This is a genomic window from Polaromonas sp. P1_F1 (assembly GCF_056405795.1).
In genome coordinates, this window is the sequence record NZ_JBFUBJ010000005.1 from 179087 (window position 1) to 201220 (window position 22134).

Annotated in this window: 19 protein-coding genes; 6 read left to right on the top strand and 13 right to left on the bottom strand. The window is 62.1% G+C overall.

What is annotated here, in order from left to right; all coding sequences use genetic code 11:
- Positions 1-29: 29 nt before the first annotated feature.
- Positions 30-953: a GlxA family transcriptional regulator gene (locus tag AC1DZE_RS15325; protein ID WP_477700297.1), complete on the bottom strand. Its 924-nt coding sequence runs from the start codon at positions 951-953 to the stop codon at positions 30-32.
- 82 nt (positions 954-1035) lie between these two features.
- Here AC1DZE_RS15325 and AC1DZE_RS15330 point away from each other — a divergent pair, with 82 nt between their 5' ends.
- The 3 genes from AC1DZE_RS15330 (at position 1036) to AC1DZE_RS15340 (ending at position 4478) form a co-directional block, all read left to right on the top strand.
- The gene (locus tag AC1DZE_RS15330; protein WP_477671373.1) at positions 1036-1713 is read left to right on the top strand and encodes a DJ-1/PfpI family protein; all 678 of its coding nucleotides are present in this window, start codon (positions 1036-1038) and stop codon (positions 1711-1713) included.
- Between the two features lie 27 nt (positions 1714-1740).
- A complete protein-coding gene (locus AC1DZE_RS15335) occupies positions 1741-2721 on the top strand; it encodes a tripartite tricarboxylate transporter substrate-binding protein (RefSeq protein WP_477671372.1) in 981 nt (326 codons plus the stop codon).
- Positions 2722-3380: 659 nt separating this feature from the next.
- A complete protein-coding gene (locus tag AC1DZE_RS15340) occupies positions 3381-4478 on the top strand; it encodes a hypothetical protein (protein WP_477671371.1) in 1098 nt (365 codons plus the stop codon).
- Positions 4479-4670: 192 nt separating this feature from the next.
- Here the strand turns inward: AC1DZE_RS15340 and AC1DZE_RS15345 are convergent, their stop codons facing one another.
- The 3 genes from AC1DZE_RS15345 to AC1DZE_RS15355 all read right to left on the bottom strand — a co-directional run bounded on the left by AC1DZE_RS15345 (position 4671) and on the right by AC1DZE_RS15355 (position 9283).
- On the bottom strand, positions 4671-5876 hold the full coding sequence (locus AC1DZE_RS15345) for an FAD-dependent monooxygenase (protein WP_477671370.1): 1206 nt from the start codon (positions 5874-5876) through the stop codon (positions 4671-4673).
- Complete coding sequence (locus tag AC1DZE_RS15350; RefSeq protein WP_477700252.1) at positions 5876-8764, bottom strand: aconitate hydratase; 2889 nt, start codon at positions 8762-8764, stop codon at positions 5876-5878. Before AC1DZE_RS15350 ends, AC1DZE_RS15345 begins: the two co-directional genes overlap by 1 nt.
- A gap of 105 nt (positions 8765-8869) precedes the next feature.
- Positions 8870-9283, bottom strand: coding sequence for a hypothetical protein (locus AC1DZE_RS15355; RefSeq protein WP_477672830.1), 414 nt, complete (start codon positions 9281-9283; stop codon positions 8870-8872).
- 163 nt (positions 9284-9446) lie between these two features.
- Here AC1DZE_RS15355 and AC1DZE_RS15360 point away from each other — a divergent pair, with 163 nt between their 5' ends.
- Positions 9447-10280, top strand: coding sequence for a helix-turn-helix domain-containing protein (locus AC1DZE_RS15360; protein WP_477672831.1), 834 nt, complete (start codon positions 9447-9449; stop codon positions 10278-10280).
- Positions 10281-10298: 18 nt separating this feature from the next.
- Here the strand turns inward: AC1DZE_RS15360 and AC1DZE_RS15365 are convergent, their stop codons facing one another.
- From AC1DZE_RS15365 to AC1DZE_RS15380, 4 genes are all read right to left on the bottom strand, one after another.
- Positions 10299-10661, bottom strand: coding sequence for a DUF1428 domain-containing protein (locus tag AC1DZE_RS15365; RefSeq protein ID WP_457279322.1), 363 nt, complete (start codon positions 10659-10661; stop codon positions 10299-10301).
- Positions 10662-10993: 332 nt separating this feature from the next.
- Complete coding sequence (locus AC1DZE_RS15370) at positions 10994-12109, bottom strand: ABC transporter ATP-binding protein (protein WP_477672832.1); 1116 nt, start codon at positions 12107-12109, stop codon at positions 10994-10996.
- Entirely contained in the window at positions 12106-13704 is a 1599-nt protein-coding gene (locus AC1DZE_RS15375; protein ID WP_477672833.1) for an ABC transporter permease, read from the bottom strand. Before AC1DZE_RS15375 ends, AC1DZE_RS15370 begins: the two co-directional genes overlap by 4 nt.
- Positions 13705-13756: 52 nt before the next feature.
- Positions 13757-14782, bottom strand: coding sequence for an iron ABC transporter substrate-binding protein (locus tag AC1DZE_RS15380; protein WP_477700253.1), 1026 nt, complete (start codon positions 14780-14782; stop codon positions 13757-13759).
- 298 nt (positions 14783-15080) lie between these two features.
- On the opposite strand from AC1DZE_RS15380, the gene AC1DZE_RS15385 reads away from it, so the two are divergent.
- Both AC1DZE_RS15385 and AC1DZE_RS15390 read left to right on the top strand, forming a co-directional pair.
- Complete coding sequence (locus AC1DZE_RS15385) at positions 15081-15584, top strand: pyridoxamine 5'-phosphate oxidase family protein (RefSeq protein WP_477671363.1); 504 nt, start codon at positions 15081-15083, stop codon at positions 15582-15584.
- 39 nt (positions 15585-15623) lie between these two features.
- Complete coding sequence (locus AC1DZE_RS15390; RefSeq protein ID WP_477672526.1) at positions 15624-16007, top strand: hypothetical protein; 384 nt, start codon at positions 15624-15626, stop codon at positions 16005-16007.
- Between the two features lie 69 nt (positions 16008-16076).
- Here AC1DZE_RS15390 and AC1DZE_RS15395 read toward each other — a convergent pair whose 3' ends face one another.
- The 5 genes from AC1DZE_RS15395 to AC1DZE_RS15415 form a co-directional block, all read right to left on the bottom strand.
- Positions 16077-16583: a BON domain-containing protein gene (locus tag AC1DZE_RS15395; RefSeq protein ID WP_477671361.1), complete on the bottom strand. Its 507-nt coding sequence runs from the start codon at positions 16581-16583 to the stop codon at positions 16077-16079.
- Between the two features lie 55 nt (positions 16584-16638).
- Positions 16639-19254 carry a bifunctional aconitate hydratase 2/2-methylisocitrate dehydratase gene (locus AC1DZE_RS15400; RefSeq protein WP_477672525.1) on the bottom strand — a complete coding sequence of 872 codons (2616 nt, stop codon included), beginning with the start codon at positions 19252-19254 and terminating at the stop codon, positions 16639-16641.
- An 83-nt stretch (positions 19255-19337) separates the two neighbouring features.
- Complete coding sequence (locus AC1DZE_RS15405) at positions 19338-19961, bottom strand: hypothetical protein (protein WP_477672524.1); 624 nt, start codon at positions 19959-19961, stop codon at positions 19338-19340.
- A 38-nt stretch (positions 19962-19999) separates the two neighbouring features.
- Entirely contained in the window at positions 20000-21070 is a 1071-nt protein-coding gene (locus AC1DZE_RS15410) for an HpcH/HpaI aldolase/citrate lyase family protein (protein ID WP_477672528.1), read from the bottom strand.
- Between the two features lie 16 nt (positions 21071-21086).
- Positions 21087-22073: a malate dehydrogenase gene (locus AC1DZE_RS15415; protein WP_477649359.1), complete on the bottom strand. Its 987-nt coding sequence runs from the start codon at positions 22071-22073 to the stop codon at positions 21087-21089.
- Positions 22074-22134 lie beyond the last annotated feature (61 nt).

A 22134-nucleotide genomic window follows, 5' to 3' on the forward strand; every position in this document is an offset into this window, starting at 1 on the left:
ACAGGTGGCGGACTCTGGGGCTTTGGTGATCAGCAAGCGCCGCCGGCACGATTACGCGCTGCGGCCGCCGTCCTGGAAATACCCCGGGTCGATCCGGTATGCCTCTGGACTTCCTTCCCCGACAGACACCCCGAGCTGGCGAGGATTTCCGCCTGTTCACACCGCAAGCTGTTGAGTGCGGCTATGGGACCCATGCCGAAGTTTTCCGCAAACTTGCGCTGAAAAGTGCGCCGGGACATATTGCACATATCCGCCATCTCGTCGACGGACCATTCGTGATCAAGCCGGGCCTGCAACAACTCGATCAACTGGCGAAATGGTGCAACGGCCCGATCMTGAATCCTCAGGGCCTGGCTGTACTGGCGCTGATCGCCGTCCCTGCGTAAATAGACAAGCAGCCGCCGCGCGACACGCTGCGAGATGTCGGCGCCATGGTCGCGCTCGATAAGGGCCAGCGCGAGGTCGATGCCGGCGGTAACACCCGCCGTGGTCCAGTACTTGCCGCTTTCGCAGTAGATCTTGTCGTCGTTAACCCTGAGGTCCGGAAAGTCCCGCTGCAATCTCTCGGCGGATCGCCAGTGGGTGGTGACCTCCCGGCCACTCAACAGCCCGGTGGCGGCGAGCAGGAAGGCCCCCGTGCAAACGCTGCAGGTTCTACGTGTGGCCTGGTCTCTTTCCCGCAGCCAGTTGACCAATTGAAGATCGGCACATGCCGCATGGATACCGCCACCGCCCGGCACCACCAGCGCATCGATCGGCAATGCCGCGGCAGCCCCCAGATCGTGGTCCACATGGATTTTCAGTGCACCATCGGCGCTCGTTACAACGTCCTTCCGTGCCACAGTGATCAGGCGATACGCCGGAACGCCCACCTCTTCATTTGCCGTGGCAAATGCCTGCCACGGCCCGGCGAGGTCAATGGGCTGGAAGCCGTCAAACAAGAGAAATGCCACCCATTTTGGCGCACATTCGCCCGCTTTTGGCACTGTCCCTGCGGCACCTGGCCTTACCGTCAGCGTATTAAGGAGGGTGTTCATGAAAGTTAATATTATTCTCTTCAATGCACTGACACAACTTGATTTGACAGGGCCCTTTGAAGTCCTGGCACGTGTGCCGGGGGTGCATGTCGAGCTCGTAGGGAAGTCACTGGAGCCAGTCCGCTCGGACCGCGGCCTCACGCTGACACCCACCACGACCATCGCAAACGCACCGCCCTGCGACCTGCTGGTGGTGCCGGGGGGACCTGGAACCGACGACGCCATACTGGACGCCGAGTGGGTCAATTTCACCCGCAGGCAAGCAAAGTCAGCGAAGTACATCTTCGGTATCTGTACGGGTTCGTTGCTGCTCGGCGCCGCGGGCCTTCTCAAGGGCAGGCGAAGCACCTGCCACTGGCAGGCCATCGATTTTCTGCCGGCGTTCGGTGCCATCGTCACCAGAGAGCGCATGTGTGTGGACGGAAATATCTTCACGGCGGGCGGCGTGACATCCGGCATCGACATGGCCTTGAAGGTCGTCGCAATGCTGAAGGGAGACGAAACAGCCAAGCAAATCCAGCTCCAGATCGAATACGACCCCAAGCCGCCCTTTCCAGGTGGTACGCCCTTTACATCGGAGCCGGCCATCATCGAGAAATGCCTGGCAGCGACGCAGGCGCGGCGAGCCCTGCGGGCCTCGGCCGTCGGCTATGCGGCCCTTCGCATGCCAGTCTGAAAAGTACCGGTAACACTGGAGAAACTTATGAGCAAGAAACTGTTTTCACTGGTTTTTTGGGCCTTGCTGGCATGCGGCATGGGCGCGCAGGCGCAAGGTGTTTACCCCTCGAAACCGGTGACATTGATTGTTCCCTACCCCGCAGGAGGTCCTATGGACAAGCTCGCGCGGGAGCTTGCCTTACCGCTGGAAAAGCAGTTAGGGCAATCCATCATCATCCAGAACCTGTCAGGCGCCGGCGGCAACCTGGGCAGTACCATCGCCTTGCGTGCGGCTGCCGACGGCTATACCCTGCTGTTGAACCATATCGGGATGGCGACAGCCCCTGCGCTATACCGCCGCCTCGGTTTCAACCCGGAGACGGACTTCGAACCTTTGGGCATCATGGCTGAATCGCCACTGATGCTGGTGACGCGCCCACAGATAGCTACGGGCTCAGCGGTTGAGCTGGTGCGGTGGATAGCCACGCAACCACAGGTCAAGCTTGCCAACGGCGGCATTGGGTCGGCGTCGCATCTGTGCGGCCTTCTCCTGCAGTCTTCGCTGGGCATCGGCATGACCACCGTTCCCTATCGCGGGACCGCACCGGCGTTGGCGGATTTACTGGGAGGCCATGTAGACCTGATGTGCGATTTGACAGCCAATGTGCTCCCTCATGTATTTAGCGGAAAAACCAGGCCCGTCGGCGTGACATCAGCCAAGCCACTCACCGTTCCCGGCGCCTCGGCGATCCCGACGCTCGAGAAATTCGGGATTCCCTCCGTCCGGCTTGGCGTCTGGTACGGCTTGTATGCGCCGAAGAACACGCCTCAGGCGGTACAAACCAGAATCAACGCTGCATTGCTGGGCGCAATCCAGACGGACGCATTCAAACGGGCACAGCTCGCTTCAGGAATCGATGTGGTTCGGGATGCGCGCAACACACCCGCGGGTCATCGCGAATACTTGCACAGCGAAATTGCACGCTGGACGCCGGTGATCAAGGCGGCGGGGGCCTACGCGGACTAGGGCTGCCCGGAAACGTAATCCATAAATCCCGATTGTTTTTCCGATCATCGGGAACGCCTGCTTGTCGGTCCATACAACCGAAGCAAATCCAACATCTTCTCTCCCAATACCTTCATCGCCACATCCCGCCCCCATCGCACCATCCCGCGGCCCACGGCATGCTGGTGGGCACCCGATCAGGTTGCGCATCACGCTGCCGGCAATGGCGTAGGTCACCACTAGCAGCGGCATCGGCGGCGTCAGCTTCCTGCGCAAGATGCTGGATGTCGTGTTGTTTCCGGAGATATGGAAGCTGCGCACGGATTTGCAGGAAATCCATAAGAATAGTAGCCAGAGCCCTTGAAGGACTTGCGCAAGCAGCTACTATTTTTATAGCAAATGCAACAAGGCGTTTCAGCAATCGTCATTTTCATCGTCGATCTACCATTGCGATGCGTCATCCAGGATGACGTGATTGGGGAGGGAAACCTTGAGCGCCGACTTTGCTTTAGGGTGATTCGATCCATGCTTGCACGCGATCCTGCCCCGTTGTGCCAGTCAAAATAGTCAGCGATACTTCGGCGGTCCGGTTCAATACTTGACTGCATTTCACGATAGCTGCCCTTCCATCAGCAGACTTGTTCGTCTGTTGTCTTAAATACCTGTCACCCATCTGATCCATGAATTTTTCGACGTTATCCAGGACTAAAAAGACTTTAGCGGCGCTTGCATTGCTTGTGTTTGCGCTCGCTTGTTTTTTTGCCAAGAACGATTTTGAATATTTCAAACACTACGTCTACGACTTCACGCACGAAGGGGATAGATATGCCGCGTTAGCGGATACGACAGGAAATACAACGGGAAAGACAACGGGAGATACGGCGGCGAAGGCTGTCGCCGAGTCAAAGACACTCGCCATCTTTACCGGCGATACCGGTCATATCACCAAGGGAAAACTCCTGGATGCAAGCTACAAAAAAGAGTACGACCAGCTTCCTGAAAAACTCTACAACCTCAGTTTTGGTGAAACCATCTATTGCGTTACCTGCAAAGACGGCAAGGGCGAAAAGCAACGCGGGTACTCGCTGATTGAAACGAATACACCTCAGGACCTGGAAAAGTATCAAACGAAGGTCGGCCAGGAAAACTGGAAAGCCTATTTAAAGCTCGCGATGAAGGGTGCTGCTGAATACCCCACCCTGCTGCCAGCCTTGCTTAATGACAACTACCTGATTTCAGCAGAAGACTTCAGCAGAAAATACGGCAGCGACTTCGATGCGTTTTATCTCAAGGAATTGCCGTATGGCGTCAAAGAAAAGCTTCTCGATTTCTATTCATCCGATGAAGGAGCGGCCTATCGGTTCGTGAATTCCGGAAATCTCAAATACTCAAGCCTGTTAAGGGAAGGCGATTTCAGCGGCCAGGACAAGAAAGAAATCGCCATTCTGCTCAAGGACACGCGGGAAGGACTGAACGATGCCTACCTCCTCCTGGTGCTCCTCAGAAAGAACGATCCTTCCCTTCATCCGGAGTACTACATCGCATTTAACGAAGTTTTTCCGGGCAAGGTCATCATCGAAACTGTTTATAAAGACCCGGAAGAGCGGTGGGATCACAAGATTTTCATGAACACTGAAGAGAAAGTGGAAACCAGGTACAACAGCTTGAGAATTCTCCGGCCCGAACAGAGGGACACTGTGCTGGTTTACGATGAAAAATTCGACAGGATGAGGAAGTACATACAAGTTCCAAAGTCCGAGAAAAACAAGATCCCGTGAATAAATAGCGGCCGCATCTGCAAGCGTCCCCAAAACTTCACCCAGGCGTGACCGCGGTCCCGCGAGTTTTTTTCCCAGTCCGGGCGGAATTCCTTGCCGTCATGAAGCCCGGACCACAAATTGACGCACTGCCCGCGGTGAAAGCGCGTATCAACCGTGCAAGGCCTGGGCAAACAGCCGTCGTCCTACAGCTCAATGCCCGTCAAGGTAGGTTGGGCTTGCCCCATACAGCCAGGGCATATCCAGCAGCTTCTCACCCAACAGACGCATTGCGGTATCCCTGCCCCACCGCGACACCCCACTGGCGTGAAATATCTGCCCATTACGCAAAGCCCGCGCCTGCACGCGCGCATTGCGCTGCCAGCGGTTGAGCGCGTAGCGCTGCAGCATGGTGGGTACGTCAAACGCCGGGTCCAGCGCCTGGGCCAAAACATGGCCTAGCTCGGCGGCGTCTTCGATCGCCATGCCGGCGCCTTGCGCGAGGTAAGGCCGCATCGGATGGGCGGCGTCGCCCAATAAGGCCACACGGCCTACAGCGTGCTGGTGGGCACCCCGCATCGGCGCGCGGTCGTGCAGCACCCACAAGCGCCAGCCCCCGATGGCATCCAGTACCTCGCGCAGCGCGGCACAGCAGCCGGCCGTCGCCGCACCCAGATCGGAGGTGTTGGCACTGTGGTCCCAGAGGTCGGCTTCGGCAGCGGCTTCACCCTGCACGATGGCCACCACATTGAGCCATTCACCGCCGCGCACCGGGTACTGCACCACGTGCATGCGYGGCCCCAGCCAGACCGTGATCTGCCGGCTCCTGAGCAATTCAGGTAGATCGGATTGCCGCACCAGGGCACGGTAAGCCAGGTGGCCGGTGCGGCGTGGCAGACCGTCACCCAGCAGTTCCTGGCGCACTGTGCTCCAGATGCCGTCAGCACCTATGAGGGCGTCGCCTTCAATGCCAGGGCCGTCGTCGGCCTGCACCGTGACGGCTTGCGCGGTCTGGCTGAAGGACTGCAGAGGCCGGCTCAGATGCAGCTTCACGTCGGCGTGCTGCTGCACGGCCTGCAGCAGCAGGCCGTGAAGGTCGGCGCGATGAATGGAGAGGTAAGGCGCGCCATAACGCTGGGCCATAGCGGCGCCAAGCGGCAACTCGCCCAGCAGCTGGCCCGATATGGCACTTCGCACCTGCAGGCGCTCGGGAATGGCAGCCACGGCCTGGAGCGCGTCGGCCAGCCCCCAGCCATGCAGCACTTTGACGACATTGGGACCGAGCTGAATGCCGGCGCCGACTTCGCTGAAGGCGCTGGCGCGTTCAAACAGGCGGACGTACCAGCCGGCGCGCGATACCGCGAGCGCCGCCGCCAATCCGCCGATGCCGCCGCCGGCTATCAGGGCTTGTCTGAACATCAAGCGAGCAACTGTCGCAGCACGAACGGCAAAATTCCGCCGTGGCGGTAGTAGTCGACCTCAATGGGTGTGTCCACGCGCAGTATCACGGTGACTTCCTCGCGAGAACCGTCGGCGCGCGTGATGACCAGTTTGGCTTCGCTTTGCGGCTTGAGCTCAGGGTGCGGAATCACGTCAATGACTTCATTTCCGGTGAGCTTCAAGGTCTGCCACGAATCACCCGGCTTGAACTGCAGGGGCAGCACGCCCATGCCCACCAGGTTGCTGCGGTGAATGCGTTCAAAGCTGCGCGCCACCACGGCCTTGATGCCGAGCAGCTGCGTGCCTTTGGCGGCCCAGTCGCGCGACGAACCTGTGCCGTATTCTTCTCCAGCAAAGATCACGGTGGGAGTGCCTTGGTCCATGTACTTCATGGCAGCGTCGTAGATGAACATCTTTTCGTTGCCGGGCTGGAACAACGTGACACCGCCTTCTTCGCGCGAGCCTTCCGCATCGGGCGGGATCATCAAATTCTTGATGCGCACATTGGCAAACGTGCCGCGCATCATCACGTCGTGGTTGCCGCGGCGCGCACCGTAGCTGTTGAAGTCGGCCTTCTGCACGCCGTTGGCCTGCAGCCAGAGGCCTGCCGGCGAGCTGGCCTTGATGGAGCCGGCCGGCGAGATGTGGTCGGTGGTGATGGAATCGGCAAACAGCGCCATGATGCGCGCACCCTTGACGGACACGCTGCCCGCCTCGCCCGCTTTCATGGTGAAGTCCTTGAAGAAAGGCGGCTCGGCGATGTAGGTGCTGGCCGGCCAGGTGTAAGACGTGCCTTTGACGCCCTTGATGTTTTCCCAGAGCTTGCCGGGCTCGGTCTTGACCTTGGCGTAATTGGCGCGAAAGGCCTTGCCGTTCATCGCGTACTTCATGAGCTTGTAGATCTCGTCGCTGGTCGGCCAGATGTCGCCCAGGTACACGTCCTTGCCGCCCTTGCCTTTGCCGACGGGTTCGGTCATCAGGTCGCGCATCACCGTGCCGGCAATGGCGTAGGCCACCACCAGCGGCGGGCTGGCCAGAAAGTTTGCCTTGAGGTTGGGATGGATGCGCGCCTCGAAGTTGCGGTTGCCCGAAAGCACGGCCGCGCAGACCAGGTCGCTCTTGCTGATGGCTTCATTGAGTTCGGGCGTCAGGTCGCCGGCATTGCCGATGCAGGTGGTGCAACCGTAGCCGGCCAGTGCGAAGCCGAGCTTCTCCAGGTAAGGCAGCAGGCCGGTCTCGGTGAGGTACTCGGTCACGATGCGCGAGCCAGGGGCCAGCGAGGTCTTGATGTGCGGCTGCACCTTCAGGCCGGCTTCCACCGCCTTCTTGGCCAGCAGGCCGGCGGCCAGCAGCACGCTGGGGTTGGAGGTGTTGGTGCAACTGGTGATGGCGGCGATCAGCACGTCGCCGTTGCCCACCGTGATGCCGGGGGCGGAATGCACCACCTCGGTCTGCGCCTTGGCGGGCGCGTCCGTGGTGTTGCTGGCGCGTGCGTGCGCCAGTGTGGGGCGGTTGCCTTCCATCTCCATCACGGGGCGTGCGGCACCGGCCGGTGTGGGCGGTGCGGACGGCAGCGTGTCCAGCCGGCCTTCATCGGTGCGGCGCACCAGGTGGCGGGTGTTGAGCATGCCGGCGGGCTGGTTAAAACCGTTCTCGGCAATCGACTTGCTGAACAGCGACTTGAACTGGCTGGCGACGTTGCCGAGCTCGATTCGGTCTTGCGGGCGCTTGGGGCCGGCCAGGCTGGGCGTGACATCGCCCAAATCCAGCTTGACTATGTGCGAATAATCAATCTCGCCGGCCTTGGCCACGCCGAAGAGGCCCTGCGCCTTGAAGTAGGCCTCGAAGGCTTCGATCTCTTCCCTGGTGCGGCCCGTGCCCTTGAAGTAGTCGATCGTTTTTTCGTCGACCGGGAAGAAGCCCATGGTGGCGCCGTATTCGGGCGCCATGTTGCCGATAGTGGCGCGGTCCGGCAAGGCCAGCGTGCGCGTGCCCTCGCCGAAAAATTCGACAAACTTGCCGACGACCTTTTCCTTGCGCAACTGCTCGGTCACGCGCAGCACGAGGTCGGTGGCTGTGACGCCTTCGCGCAGGCGGCCGGTCAGCTCAAAGCCCACGACGTCGGGCGTGAGGAAGTAGACGGGCTGGCCCAGCATGGCGGCTTCGGCCTCGATGCCGCCGCAGCCCCAGGCCACCACACCGATGCCGTTGATCATGGTGGTGTGGCTGTCGGTGCCCACCAGCGAGTCGGGATAGTACACGCCGTCCCTGCTTATATGCACGCCGCGCGAGAGGTATTCAAGGTTGACCTGGTGCACGATGCCGAAGCCCGGCGGCACTACGCCAAAGGTGTCAAAGGCCTGCATGCCCCATTTCATGAACTCGTAGCGCTCACGGTTGCGCTGGAACTCCAGCTTCATGTTGAGGTCCAGCGAATTTTTCTTGCCGTAGTAGTCGACCATGATGGAGTGGTCGACCACCAGGTCGACCGGCACCAGCGGCTCGATGGCTTTTGGGTTCTTGCCCAGCTTCAGCGCCACGCTGCGCATGGCGGCCAGGTCGGCCAGCAGCGGCACACCGGTGAAGTCCTGCAGCACCACGCGCGAGACAACAAACGGGATTTCTTCGGTGCGGTCGGCCTGGGGCAGCCAGTGGGCCAGTTGCGCCACGTGTTCGGCCGTGACCTTTTTGCCGTCGCAATTGCGCAGCACGGACTCGAGCACGATGCGCATGGACACCGGCAGGCGGGAAACTTTGGGAAACTGTTTGGCGAGTTCCGGCAGGGAGTAGAACTTGCCGGTCTTGCCGGAGGCGGTCTTGAAGCTTTTGAGCGTGGAGGAAAAAGCGTGGGGAGGCGGTTTGGCCATGGCGGACTCCTTTTTATTGACGGCAGCCCCCATTCTGGCAGGCACTGCGGCTCCGTGGGAGTCCGGCGCCGCATACCCTGCCCCTCTACCGAGTCTTGTGCGTTCTCACCAGGCCGGCTGCGGCGCTGCGCGGCGCAAGCCGAAGTACTGCAGTTCGGCCAGCACCGCCACCGTCAGCGCCTGCATCACCACATAGGCCACGCCCAGCATGGAGGGCGACACACGGCCGCTGGCAAGCATCAGCACGCAGGCCAGCGCCCAGCCGATATTGCCCGCCACCAGCGCCCAGATAACGCCACGCGGCAAAGGATTACGCGTTGAAACAAACGCAACGACTGCCGAATAGACCAGCAAAAACTCTCCGGTGTAGGCAATCAGGCCCTCGGGCAGGTTCAGCAGGCGGGCCATCGCGGCTGGAAAGGCGACTTGCAATACACCGCAAGCGATGCACGACAGCGCATCCACACGCAGCACATTGCGCAGGAAGTTGGGAGAGGAAAGGATGGAACTCGAAGACATGGCAAAACTCCTGAAAGTGCTGGCAGCCGGTCATAGGGAATAGCGATCAGCGCGCCGGGCCGCCGGGTCGGTGCGCATGGGGGTCATCATTCCTGCGCACCGGCTGCTCGTCGATAACCTGGCAGGTAATGGAAAACCAGCTTCATGGCTTTAGGATGGCGCCATGACTGCCAGCATTCATCACCCTACCCGCCCCGCGCCGCGCGCGGCCCAACCCTTTGGCGACCACTTGCGCCACTGGCGCCAGCACCGGCGCCTGAGCCAGCTGGACCTGGCCCACGAGGCCGACATCTCGACGCGGCATTTGAGTTTTGTGGAAACCGGCCGCTCGGTGCCCAGCCGCGAGATGGTACTGCGCCTGTCGGAGCGGCTGGACATTCCGCTACGCGAGCGCAATGCGCTGCTGGTGGCGGCCGGCTACGCGCCCATGTACCGCGAGCGGCCGCTGAATGACCCGGCGCTGGCTTCGGCCCGCCAGGCGGTGGAGCTGCTGCTGAAAAGCCATGAGCCCTACCCGGCCCTGGCCCTGGACCGCCACTGGAACATCGTGGCGACCAACCGCATGGTGCCGCACCTGCTGGCGGGCGCCGATGCGTCGCTGCTGGAAGCCCCCGTCAACGTGCTGCGCCTGAGCCTGCACCCCAAGGGCCTGGCGCCGCGCATCGCCAACCTGCTGCAGTGGCGCGACCATTTGTTTGAACGCCTGCGCCAGCAGATCACGGCCACGGCCGACCCGGCGCTGGTGGCGTTGCTGGAAGAACTGAAGGCCTACCCGGTGCCGGAAGAAGCCAAGGGGCCGAATCTGGAAGGCGAGCATCCAGGCGTTGTGATGCCTTTCAAGTTCAACACGCCTTCAGGCGTTTTGAGCTTCATCAGCACGACCACCATCTTCGGCTCACCGGTGGATGTGACGCTGCAGGAGTTGGCGATGGAGACGTTTTTCCCGGCGGATGACTTCACGCGCCGGGCGCTGCACGTGCTGGCGGCGCAGAGCTAGAGTCCGCGCGTCCGGGCTTTAAAGCTCGACGATGGTCTTGAAGCCGCCAAAAATCATCCGCTTGCCATCGAAGGGCAGATTCTTCGGATCCATCATGGCCTCCAGGCGCGGGTCGGACATGACCTTTTTGTTGACGCTGTCGCGCTGCTTGCGTGACTTGTAGGTGATCCACGAGAACACCACCACCTCGCCGGCCTTGAGCTTGACGCTTTGCGGAAAGGACGTGACCTTGCCCGGTTTCACGTCGTCGGCGATGCACTCGGTGTATTCGATCGCGCCGTACTCCTTCCAGATCTTGCCGGCCTTGCGGGACAGCTTGCGGTAGTCCTCCACTTTCTTGGCGGGGACGGCAACGATGAATCCATCTACGTAACGAGCCATGGGAAATCTCCTTGGGTAAGCGGTTTGTCACCTGAAACGCCGCAACAACCGATCAAGTTGCCGGCGTGCAAGTGCATAGCCATTAATTTGTGTACACCGTACACAATATACCCAAAGACCTGTGTAAGACACCTTAGAGATTCGTAACAAGGCATGTATTGGTCGAACCATGCCCCTTGCGCGGGCGTACCGGGAAAACGTCCGCCGCCAGCTGGTTCATCGCACCCGTAGAGACAGGCAAAATGCTATTAATTTAATAGCTGCTTGCGCCCGTTTTTATTGGGTTACGGCCACTATTTACTTAAATTCCCGGGAACCGGCACGCAGCCGGCTTATACGAACACATGGGCCTCGCCGGCCACCGTGATGCGAACCATGGCGCCCGGCGCCGGGGCATGCAGGCCGGAGCTGCGCACCAGCAGCGGCGCGTCCCACGCAGCAAGCTCTGTCGCCGCCGGTGCTTCTTCTGCCGTGACCATGCCAGCGCCGCGCACCAGGCGCACCGACAGCACGCAGACCGGACCGCCAAAATCGGTGTCGATAACCGCGCCGTAGCACGCAGCGGCATCCGCACTTTGCGCGGCCGCCTGCGCCGGGACTTCAGCCACCTGCAGTTGCTCTGGCCGCAGCATGATCTGCGCCGCACCGCTGCGCTGGCCGTCGTTGACCGCGACTCGCCCCAGCGCGCAGTCAGCCCAGCCGCCCGCCAGCCGCGCGGGCAGCACGATGGCTTCGCCCAGGAAGCCGGCCACCGCGGCATCACGGGGCCGCAGATAAAGATCCACCGGGCGGCCGGCCTGCACCAGTTGCCCTTCACGCATCACGGCTACCTGGTCGGCAAATGACAGGGCCTCCGCCTGGTCGTGCGTGACCAGGATGGTGGTGATGCCGGCGCCGCTGAGCAATTGCGCGACGGCTTTGCGGGTGCTGGCGCGCAGGCCCGTGTCCAAGGCGGAAAAAGGCTCATCGAGCAACATCAGCTGCGGGCGCTGGGCCAGCGCGCGGGCCAGTGCCACGCGCTGCTGCTGGCCGCCAGACAACTCATGCGGGCGACGGCTGAGCATGGCGGTGTCCAGCGCGACCATGTCCATCAGTTCGGCAATGCGTTCAGCGCGCTGGGGCGTATTGCGCGGCAGGCCAAAGCCGACGTTGCCTTCAATCGTCAGGTGCGGAAACAGCGCGCCGTCCTGCGGCACAAAACCGATGCCGCGCTGGTGCGCCGGCACGGCTTCCGGCCCGTCGGCCAGTTGCCGCCCACCCAGCACGACGCGGCCGGCGTCGGGCACTTCGAAGCCGGCAATGATGCGCAGCAAGGTGGTTTTACCGGAACCCGACGGACCCACGATGGCGGTGCGGCTGCCGGCCGGCACGTGCAAGTGAACGCCGCCCAGTGCTTCCACGGGGCCATAGTGTTTGCGCAGGCCGTTCAGTTCAAGAGAAGTTGTCATCGTCCCGCCGTGCGTTTGGATTGGGTATAGAGCAGCCACGTCATGGGCAGCGACAGCAGCACCATGATGAGCGCATAGGGCGCGGCGGCGGCGTAGTCGATCTCGCTGCTGTAGGCCCAGAAGGAAGTTGCCAGGGTGCGCGTGCCGTTGGGCGCGAGCATCAGCGTGGCGGTGAGTTCGTTGGTGATCCCCAGGCCCACCAGGGCCGCGCCGGCCGCCGCGCTGGGCGCGGCCAGCCGCAGGGTGATGGCCCACAGCGCCTGCACGGGCGTGCGGCCCAGGCTGCGCGCGGCCTGCTCCAGCTCCACCGGCGCCTGCGCGATGCCGGCGCGCAGGCTGATGAGGGCGCGTGGCAAAAACATCAGCAAATAAGCCAGCAGCACCGTCACCGCTGTCTGGTAAATCGGCATGCGCACCGTCACCGTGACGAGCGCCAGCGCCACCACCACACCGGGCAGCGAACCGACCATGTAGTTGCAGGCCTCCAGCACGCGCTGCAGCCGGCCGGGCGAGCGTATCGACAGCCAGGCCATGGGCACAGCGGCCAATGTGGTCAGCAACGCACCGGCCAGCGCCAGCCCCAGGGTCTGGAAAATCGCCGGGCCGATTTCATCCACGCGCCATACAGCAGCCCCGCCGGCCACCAGCCAGCGGCCCAGGGTAACCAGCGGCACGCCCAGTGCCAGAGCGGTGACCAGCACGGGCAGCAACAGGCTGAGCGCGGTGAAGCGGCCCAGGCTGCGCTTGAAAGGCATGCGCGCGGCGCCGGAACCTACGCGCGCATAACGTTCCTTGCCGCGCGCGGCCGATTCCAGTGCCAGCAACGCGAAGCAGCACACCACCAGCACGCCGGAAAGCATGTTGGCCGCAGGCCCGTTGTAGGTCGACTGGAACTGGTCGACGATGGCCGTGGTGAAGGTGTCGAAACGGATCATCACGTAAAGGCCGTACTCGGCCAGCAGGTGAAGGCCTACCAGCAGTGAGCCGCCGCATACCGCCAGCCGCAGCTGCGGCAGCACCACGCGGAAGAACACCGCCAAAGGGCTCAAGCCCAGCGAGGCGGCGCTGTCTTCCATGCCCGGATCCAGCCGCCGCAAAGCCGCGGCCACCGGCAAATACAAAAATGGAAAGTAGGCAATCACCGAAACCATCACGCCGGCGGGCAAGCCGTGCAGGCCGGGGGCGACCGTCATCCAGGCATAGCTGTGCACAAAAGCCGGCACGGCCAGCGGCGCGACGGCCAGCCAGGCCCAGGTGCGCGCACCGGGCAGGTCGCTGCGCTCGGTGAGCCAGGCCAGGGCCACGGCCAGCACGGCGCACGAGGGCACTGTCAGCGCTACCAGCAAAGCAGTGTTGACGAGCAGCTCCCCAACACGGGGCCGGAAGATCAACGCAGAGGCCGTGTCCCAACCCGCCTGGATGCCGACCCAGATGACAAAACCCAGCGGCAACAAAGCGAGCAACGAGACCAGCAGGGCCGCGCTGCCCACCCACGACAGGCGCCAGCCGCCGCGCCCGGCCGCAGGCGAAGGCAGCAGGGCCGCACTCGCCGGCTTCAGGGAGTCGGCGCCGACATCAAATGGCAAGGCACTCAAGGCAGGTGTCAGATCCGCGGACCTGAAGTGGTTAGGTGCGATTGGAAGTGGTTTACAGCAGGCCGGCCTGGGTCATCAGGTCGGTGACTTTTTTGCTGTTGAGTTTGGAAGGCTCGACCTTGGGCGCCTGCAGCTCAGCCAACGGCACCAGCTTGGGGTTGGACTGCACGCCCGTACCAACAGCGTACTCATACGCGTCGCCGGTTTTCAGGATGTCCTGTCCGCCTTTGCCGGCAATCCACTTCACGAAGGCCTGCGCTTCGGGCTGGTGCTTGCTCGAGGCCAGCACGCCGCCACCGGAAATGCTCACAAAAGCGCCAGGGTCCTGGTTGCGGAAGTAATGCAACTGGGCGTTGTTGCTGTTCTCGCCGGTCTTGGCCTGGTCGCCGTAATAGTAATAGTGGTAGATCACGCCGCCTTCGATCTGGCCTGCATTGACGGCCTTGAGCACCGTGCCGTTGCCTTTGTAAGGCGTGGCGTTTTCCTTCATGGCCTTGAGCCAGGCGACGGTAGCGGCTTCGCCCTTGAGTTCGAGCAGCGCGCTCACGATGGCCTGGAAGTCGGCGCCGGAAGGCGATGCAGCCCAGCGGCCTTTCCATGCGGGCGTGGCCAGGTCCAGCATGGACTTGGGCAACTGTGCGGGCGTGAGCCTGGCCTTGTTGTAGACGAACACCGTACTGCGCGCGGCGATGCCCGTCCAGCGGCCATGCGCGGGGCGGAAGTTGGCAGGCACTTCCGACAGCGTGGCCACGTCCAGCGGAGCGAACAGCCCTGCCGTGTCGACCAGCGCCATGGCCGGCGAATTCTCCGTCAGGAACACATCAGCGGGCGAGGCTTTGCCTTCCTGCACGATCTGGTTGCCCAGCTCGGTGTCACTGCCGTTGCGCAAAGTGACCTTGATGCCGGTTTCCTTGCTGAAGGCTTCAGCCCAGGCCTTGGTCAGGCTGGCGTGCTGGGCGTTGTAAACCACGATGCCTTCGGCGGTGGGCGTGACGGTTTGGGCCGTGGAGGCCAGGGGCGCGGCCAGTAGACCGACGGCCAGCACGGCGCCGGCAAAAGATGGGAACGACAGTTTCATGAAACACCTTTTAGAGATGAAAGCGGCCCGGTTCGCCCGAACCGGGCCGGGCGCGAAGGCCTTGAAGCCCTTGGGCGCCTGTAAGCAAGCCGTAATACAAATACGAATTACTTGCATCTATCTATATGGTAACCGCTCGCGCCATTAGTTCCCCTGTAGAGCGATGGTTTACACAGGCTGCGGCTGGAAGCCGGGGGCTGTCGGCACTTGCTGACAGCTGCCCGCGCCGCCCGCTGATGAGCGGCCAACGGCATGATGCCTAGCATCGACGCATTGGCCACCACCCACGGGAGTTTTCATGAGCGCAACAAAATCAGACCACGACACCCTTTGGGAGCTGATCAAGGGCATCAAATTCGGCATGCTGACGCACCGCCAGGCCAGCGGCATGTTGCACGCCCATCCCCTGACCACGCAGAACCAGTCGCTTGACGCGGAATCGCATCTGTATTTCTTCATCTCACGCAAAAGCGAGATGGCCCAGCGGCTGCAGCAGGACGGCAACGTCAACGTGTCGTACGCCGACCCGGGCGCCGACAGCTACGTATCGGTGTCGGGCCAGGCGGCGATCGTGGAAGACCAGGGGAAAAAAGAAGAACTCTGGTCACCGCTTGCCCGCGCCTGGTTTCCTGCGGGCGTCAACGACCCGGACCTGGCGCTGCTGGAAGTGCGCATTCATCACGCCGAATACTGGGACGTGAAGGAAAGCAAGATGGTGCAGCTGGCCAAAATGGCCAGGGCAGCCATCCTGGGCGAGTTGCCGCGCAAGCTGGGTGAGCACAAAGAGCTGCATATTTCCTGAGAATTCGCCCGAAAACCTGTCCCCCAACCGGCCCTATCCATGCCCTTTATCTCTTTCAACAAAGCCACTGAGCCCAGCGCGCCCGACGATTTGCGCATCAACACCGCGGCAGTCTTGTACATAGAAGCCTCACGTCCTGACCTGATGGGCCAGACCACCATCCACATGCTGGGCCAGGGCACCACCGTCAATGCTGTCACCGAGTCGATAGGCACCGTGGTTTCCACCATAGGCGGGTTGGTGACGGTCAAGCGCCACTACCTGGCACCCCCGCCCGACGACGGCGCGAGCACGGTCTATGTGCTGCCAGCCAATGTCAGCCACATACGCCCCAACCTGCCGCTGTCACCGGAGTTCTGGTACCTGAAGTTTGTCGACGGCTCGGAATTGCGGGTGGTAGACCCGCTGCCGTCGGGGCTATAGCCTCCCCCAATGAAAAATCCCCGCAGGAAACTGCGGGGATTTTTTGCATGCGCAAGGGGCAAGCCCACTTCACTTCTTTTCAGTCTGCGCCGGCACATAGCGCACGGGCTCATCACCCACGCGCAGGTAATTCACCACGCCCATCACGTCATCGACCAGCCAGACGGCTTTTTCAAGCGCCTCCGATTGTTCGCGTGTCTTGACGCAACCCTTGAGGAAAACCAGGCGCCGCTCGCCCTGCACCCACACGCTGGTGTCGTCGAAACGGCCATCGAGCTTGATGTATTGCGACACGCGCGGAATGATTTCCTGGTCATACCAATACGAGTTGGCCAGACGGCAACGCCCCACACGGTAGCAACTGCCGCCGTGCTGCGCCCGCACATGGGCCACGTCGCGCACTTCCTGCTCGGTATAGAGCGGCCCCTCCGGCACAGGGCATGGGTTGATCGCCGAAGTGACCTGCAGGAAGGGGTCGTTGAAGGCGTTGGTGCGCGCATCTTGAGCTTGAGCGGTTGCACCGATGGCCGAAAAAAGAACAAAAAAAAGGAAGGAAAGAAGTGACGGTTTCTTCATCACTTCATCCTTCCATTTCAGCTTGCGGCTGTCAAGCCGCCGGCATGGTGTCCACTTAAGCGGCTACGCCGTCCTTCACGGTGTCAGCCATGTCGGTGTAGTCCTTGACCTGGTCGAAGTTGAGGTACTGGTAGATCTTGTCGCTGGCAGCGGTCAGCACACCCATGTCGGCCATGTATTCGGCCTTGGTGGGGATGCGGCCCAGCTTGGAGCAGATCGCGGCCAGCTCGGCGGAACCGAGGTAGACGTTGGAGTTTTTCCCGAGGCGGTTCGGGAAGTTGCGGGTGGAGGTGGAAAACACCGTCGCGCCCTCTTTCACCTGCGCCTGGTTGCCCATGCACAGGCTGCAACCCGGCATTTCCATGCGGGCGCCGGCCGAGCCGAGCACGCCGTAGTGGCCTTCTTCGGTCAGCTGCTTGGCATCCATCTTGGTCGGCGGCGCCATCCACAGTTTGACGGGGATGTCGCGCTTGTTTTCGAGCAGCTTGGAGGCCGCGCGGAAATGGCCGATGTTGGTCATGCAGCTGCCGATAAAGACTTCGTCGATCTTGCTGCCAGCCACTTCGCTCAGGGTCTTCACGTCGTCAGGGTCGTTCGGGCAGGCCACGATAGGCTCGTGGATGTCGGCCAGGTCGATCTCGATGACGGCGGCATATTCGGCGTCCGCATCGCCCTTGAGCAGCTGCGGGTCGGCCAGCCAGGCTTCCATGGCGGCAATGCGGCGCTTGATGGTACGCACATCCGAGTAACCCGTGGCGATCATCCATTTCAGCATCGTGATGTTGCTGTTGATGTATTCGATGATAGGTTCCTTGTTCAGGTGCACCGTGCAGCCGCCAGCGGAACGCTCTGCGGAAGCGTCGGAGAGCTCGAACGCCTGTTCGACCTTCAGGTCGGGCAAGCCTTCGATTTCCAGAATGCGGCCGGAGAAGATGTTCTTCTTGCCTTGCTTGGCGACCGTCAGCAGGCCGGCCTTGATAGCGTACAACGGGATTGCGTTGACCAGGTCGCGCAGCGTGATACCGGGCTGCATTTCGCCCTTGAAGCGCACCAGCACCGACTCAGGCATGTCCAGCGGCATGACGCCGGTGGCAGCACCGAAAGCCACCAGGCCTGAGCCCGCGGGGAAGCTGATGCCGATGGGAAAACGCGTGTGGCTATCGCCGCCGGTGCCGACGGTGTCGGGCAGCAGCATGCGGTTGAGCCAGCTGTGGATGATGCCGTCGCCCGGACGCAGCGGGATGCCACCGCGGTCGCTCATGAACTCGGGCAGCTCGTGGTGCATCTTCACATCGACCGGCTTGGGATAAGCCGCCGTGTGGCAGAAGGACTGCATCACCAGGTCGGCGCTGAAACCCAGGCAAGCCAGGTCTTTCAATTCGTCGCGCGTCATCGGACCGGTGGTGTCCTGCGAGCCGACAGAAGTCATCTTGGGCTCGCAGTACGTGCCGGGGCGTACGCCCTGGCCTTCAGGCAAGCCGACCGCACGGCCAACCATTTTTTGTGCCAGCGTAAAGCCGCGGCCGTTGTCGGCCGGGTTCTGCGGCAAGCGGAACTGGGTAGACACGGGAAGGCCCAGCGCAAAACGCGCCTTGGCCGTGAGGCCGCGGCCGACGATCAGCGGAATGCGGCCGCCGGCGCGCACTTCGTCAAACAGCACGTCGCTCTTGAGTTTGAACTCGGCGATGACCTTGCCGTCTTTCAGCGCCTTGCCCTCATAGGGGCGCAGTTCGATCACATCGCCCATAGCCATCTGGCTCACGTCGAGTTCGATCGGCAGCGCGCCCGAGTCTTCCATGGTGTTGTAGAAAATCGGGGCGATTTTCGAGCCGAGGCAGACACCGCCGAAACGCTTGTTCGGCACAAAGGGAATGTCTTCACCGGTGAACCACAACACCGAGTTAGTTGCGGACTTGCGCGAGGAGCCGGTACCGACCACGTCGCCCACATAGGCCACCAGGTTGCCCTTGGCTTTCAGCTCTTCAATGAACTTGACCGGGCCGCGCTTGCCGTCTTCTTCGGGCGTCACGCCGGGGCGGGCATTCTTGTGCATGGCCAGCGCGTGCAGCGGGATGTCAGGGCGGCTCCAGGCGTCGGGTGCGGGGGAGAGATCGTCGGTGTTGATTTCACCAGCCACCTTGAAAATGGTGAGCTTGATCGACTCTGGCACTTCCGGGCGGCTGGTGAACCACTCGGCATCGGCCCAGCTCTGCAGCACGGCCTTGGCGTATTTGTTGCCCTTGCCGGCCTTTTCCTGCACATCGTGGAACTGGTCGAACATCAGCAGCGTGTGCTTCAGGCCGTTGGCTGCTTGCGTGGCGACGCTGTCTTCAGCGTCGTCGAGCAGCTCGACCATCGGGCTGATGTTGTAGCCGCCCAGCATGGTGCCCAGCAGTTGCACAGCTTTTTCGCGCGAGATCAGCGAGCACTTTTCGGTGCCGTGCGCCACGGCAGCGAGATAGCTGGCCTTGACCTTGGCGGCCGCATCAACCCCGGCCGGCACGCGGTGCGTGATCAGCTCCACCAGAAAGGCCTCTTCGCCCTTGGGTGGATTCTTCAGCAGCTCAATGACCTCACCGGTCTGCTGGGCCGACAGCGGCAGCGGGGGAATACCCAGCGCGGCGCGCTCGGCCACATGGTTGCGGTAGGTTTGTATGAACTCGGGCATCATGGCTTTCTTCTCCTGTACTCAAAATTTGCACGGTCGATGCGCGTGCGGTCGCGGTCTGTGTCTGTATTGGGCTTTATCGGGCTTTATGGGGCTTTGGCCGGGGCAGTTTCTGGCTGAGCAGAACCCGTGCCAGCCTGAGCTGGCGCAGCTTTGGCAGGCAAGGCCTCCAGAATGCTGGTCGGGGGGTTCTTCTTCATGTCGTCGGCAAAAGTCACCTGCGCCGGGCTCATGCACTCGTCAGCCAGGCGCTGGCCCATTTTCTGGCTCATCAGCATCGACTTGTTGCCCAACTGGAGCCACATGGCGCCTGCACGGCCGTCTTCCAGGCGGATGGCACCGGTGCGGCTTCCGACCGGGTGCATGCGAAAGCGCATCTTGCCCGTCTGCACCAGGAAGAAACCCGGGCGTTTTTCGTTCGGTGTGATGGTGACGGAGGCACCCAGTTCGCAGGGAATCGTGCCGATGTAAACCCGCTTGGCGAGCTCCAGGTCTTCAGGGGTCAAGGTGACAGACAGGTCATCGTCAATGGGCGTCCTTTCTTCCACCACCTTGGCGGCAGAGCGCCTGATCGGTGCACGCTTGGCGGCCTGGGCGGGCTGGTCAGCTGCGGCGGCAGCCTTGGGCGCGGCAGCTTTAGGGGCTGCCGTCTGGGCCAGCAACAGGGCGGGGGCGGCCAGCATCAGGGCAGAGAGAGCGAAATGTTTCATGGGGGTCCTTTGGAACGGTCAACAGTCAATCGGGGAAATCAGTGAAGCGGGACAGAAAAATATGCCTGCGCCTCGTGCGGCAAGACACGGCCGGTCTGGTGCGCGCGCTCCAGAACCTGCCAGAAGTAGCGGTAGCTCGCGCGGTCGTGCAGCTTGCCTTCAAAACTGATGGGAGCCCAGTCTGAACGTGCGGCAGCAGCTATTATTTTTGTAGCACTTTCAATCTCACCCTCGGTGGGCGCAAAAGCCGCCAGGATAGGCCGGATCTGGTTGGGGTGGATGCTCCACATGCGGGTGTAGCCCAGTTCACGGGCGGCATGGCGTGCGGCAGAAGTCATGGCCTCAGTGTCATTGAACTCTGTGACAACACAATGTGACGGCACTTTGCCGTGGGCATGGCAAGCCGACGCGATTTCGAGCTTGGCGCGCATCACCAAGGGATGCGTGAACTGGCCGCGGCTGCTCATGCCGTCGGCGGGAATCGCGCCGCCATGCGCCGAGACAAAATCCATCAGACCAAAACTCAACGACTGCACGCGCGGATGCGCCGCAATGTCGAAAGCGTTTCGCACCGCGAGTGGAGACTCGATCAGCACGTGCAGTGGCAGGCCGCCGGCCGATGCTGCGAGCAGAGCCTGCTCGGCCCTGACCACATCGGCAACCGATTCCACCTTGGGGACCATGATGTGAGAGAGATGACGGGACAGCTTTCCGGCAATGACAGCCATGTCGGCATCAAAGGCGGGGTGGTCCACCGAATGGATGCGTACCGCGACGCGGGCCTTGTCGCTGGCCAGGGCCGCCAGCGCCACGACCATCGCGGCATGGTCGGCTTCGCCGCCCACGGGGGCGCCGTCTTCGCAATCCAGTGTCACGTCAAACACGCAGGCGCCGAACTCCTCGATCATCTCGGCCTGCAATTGCAAGCTTTTGCGCATGCGGGCTTCAACACCGCTGTAGTGATCACAAACCGGAAGAAACCCGGCTTGTGCCTGGGCACCCAACAGAACGTCGCGCGGATGTTGGCGAGCCCCCACGCTTGTCACTTCGTGTACTACGCTGCCCCCCGAGGGGGCCGTGCTTGCTTGGGGCGGCCCTGCGCGGCGCACATCGCTCATTAATTGCTCAGAGCAGGTGCTTGACGCCGTCTTGCTCACCCTTAAGCTCGTCCAGGGTCTTGGTGATGCGTTCCTGGCTGAACGCGTCGATTTCCAGGCCTTCGACCAGTTTGTATTCGCCGTTTTCGCAGGTCACGGGGAAGCCGAACATGATGTCTTTCGGGATGCCGTACTGGCCATCGGACGGGATACCCATGGTGACCCACTTGCCGTTGGTGCCCAGGGCCCAGTCGCGCATGTGGTCGATGGCGGCGTTGGCGGCCGATGCGGCCGACGACAGGCCGCGCGCTTCAATGATGGCGGCGCCGCGCTTGCCGACGGTAGGCAGGAACACGTTGGCGTTCCATTCCTGGTCGTTGATCATCTTGGCGACGCTTTCGCCCTTGATGGTGGCAAAGCGGTAGTCAGCGTACATCGTGGGCGAATGGTTGCCCCAGACGGTGAGCTTTTCAATGTCGGCCACGGCCTTGCCTGTCTTGGCGGCGATCTGGCTGGCGGCGCGGTTGTGGTCCAGGCGCAGCATGGCGGTGAAGTTCTTGCGCGGCAGGTCAGGGGCGCTCTTCATGGCGATGTAGGCATTGGTGTTGGCGGGGTTGCCGACCACCAGCACCTTGACGTTGCGGCTGGCGACTGCGTTGAGCGCTTTGCCCTGGGCCGTGAAGATGGCGCCATTGACAGCCAGCAGCTCGGCACGTTCCATGCCGGGGCCGCGTGGGCGCGAACCGACCAGCAGCGCGTAGTCGGCATCCTTGAAGGCGGTCATCGGGTCGCTGTGGGCTTCCATGCCGACCAGCAGCGGGAACGCGCAGTCGTCGAGTTCCATCATCACGCCCTTGAGCGCTTTCTGCGGGCCTTCAACGGGCACTTCGAGCAATTGAAGAATGACGGGCTGGTCCTTGCCGAGCATTTCGCCGGAAGCAATGCGGAACAACAATGCGTAACCGATTTGGCCTGCTGCACCGGTGACTGCAACGCGGACGGGTTTTTTGCTCATGATGGGAGGACTCCAGGAAGTTGAAAATCGGTTGAATGAGGGATGTAGCGTGAGATGTCTG

Coding starts and splice junctions, on each gene's coding strand:
- AC1DZE_RS15330 (WP_477671373.1), top strand. CDS start 1,036: ATGAAAGTTAATATTATTCTCTTCAATGCACTGACACAACTTGATTTG.
- AC1DZE_RS15335 (WP_477671372.1), top strand. CDS start 1,741: ATGAGCAAGAAACTGTTTTCACTGGTTTTTTGGGCCTTGCTGGCATGC.
- AC1DZE_RS15340 (WP_477671371.1), top strand. CDS start 3,381: ATGAATTTTTCGACGTTATCCAGGACTAAAAAGACTTTAGCGGCGCTT.
- AC1DZE_RS15350 (WP_477700252.1), bottom strand. CDS start 8,764: ATGGCCAAACCGCCTCCCCACGCTTTTTCCTCCACGCTCAAAAGCTTC.
- AC1DZE_RS15355 (WP_477672830.1), bottom strand. CDS start 9,283: ATGTCTTCGAGTTCCATCCTTTCCTCTCCCAACTTCCTGCGCAATGTG.
- AC1DZE_RS15360 (WP_477672831.1), top strand. CDS start 9,447: ATGACTGCCAGCATTCATCACCCTACCCGCCCCGCGCCGCGCGCGGCC.
- AC1DZE_RS15365 (WP_457279322.1), bottom strand. CDS start 10,661: ATGGCTCGTTACGTAGATGGATTCATCGTTGCCGTCCCCGCCAAGAAA.
- AC1DZE_RS15370 (WP_477672832.1), bottom strand. CDS start 12,109: ATGACAACTTCTCTTGAACTGAACGGCCTGCGCAAACACTATGGCCCC.
- AC1DZE_RS15380 (WP_477700253.1), bottom strand. CDS start 14,782: ATGAAACTGTCGTTCCCATCTTTTGCCGGCGCCGTGCTGGCCGTCGGT.
- AC1DZE_RS15385 (WP_477671363.1), top strand. CDS start 15,081: ATGAGCGCAACAAAATCAGACCACGACACCCTTTGGGAGCTGATCAAG.
- AC1DZE_RS15390 (WP_477672526.1), top strand. CDS start 15,624: ATGCCCTTTATCTCTTTCAACAAAGCCACTGAGCCCAGCGCGCCCGAC.
- AC1DZE_RS15395 (WP_477671361.1), bottom strand. CDS start 16,583: ATGAAGAAACCGTCACTTCTTTCCTTCCTTTTTTTTGTTCTTTTTTCG.
- AC1DZE_RS15400 (WP_477672525.1), bottom strand. CDS start 19,254: ATGATGCCCGAGTTCATACAAACCTACCGCAACCATGTGGCCGAGCGC.
- AC1DZE_RS15405 (WP_477672524.1), bottom strand. CDS start 19,961: ATGAAACATTTCGCTCTCTCTGCCCTGATGCTGGCCGCCCCCGCCCTG.
- AC1DZE_RS15415 (WP_477649359.1), bottom strand. CDS start 22,073: ATGAGCAAAAAACCCGTCCGCGTTGCAGTCACCGGTGCAGCAGGCCAA.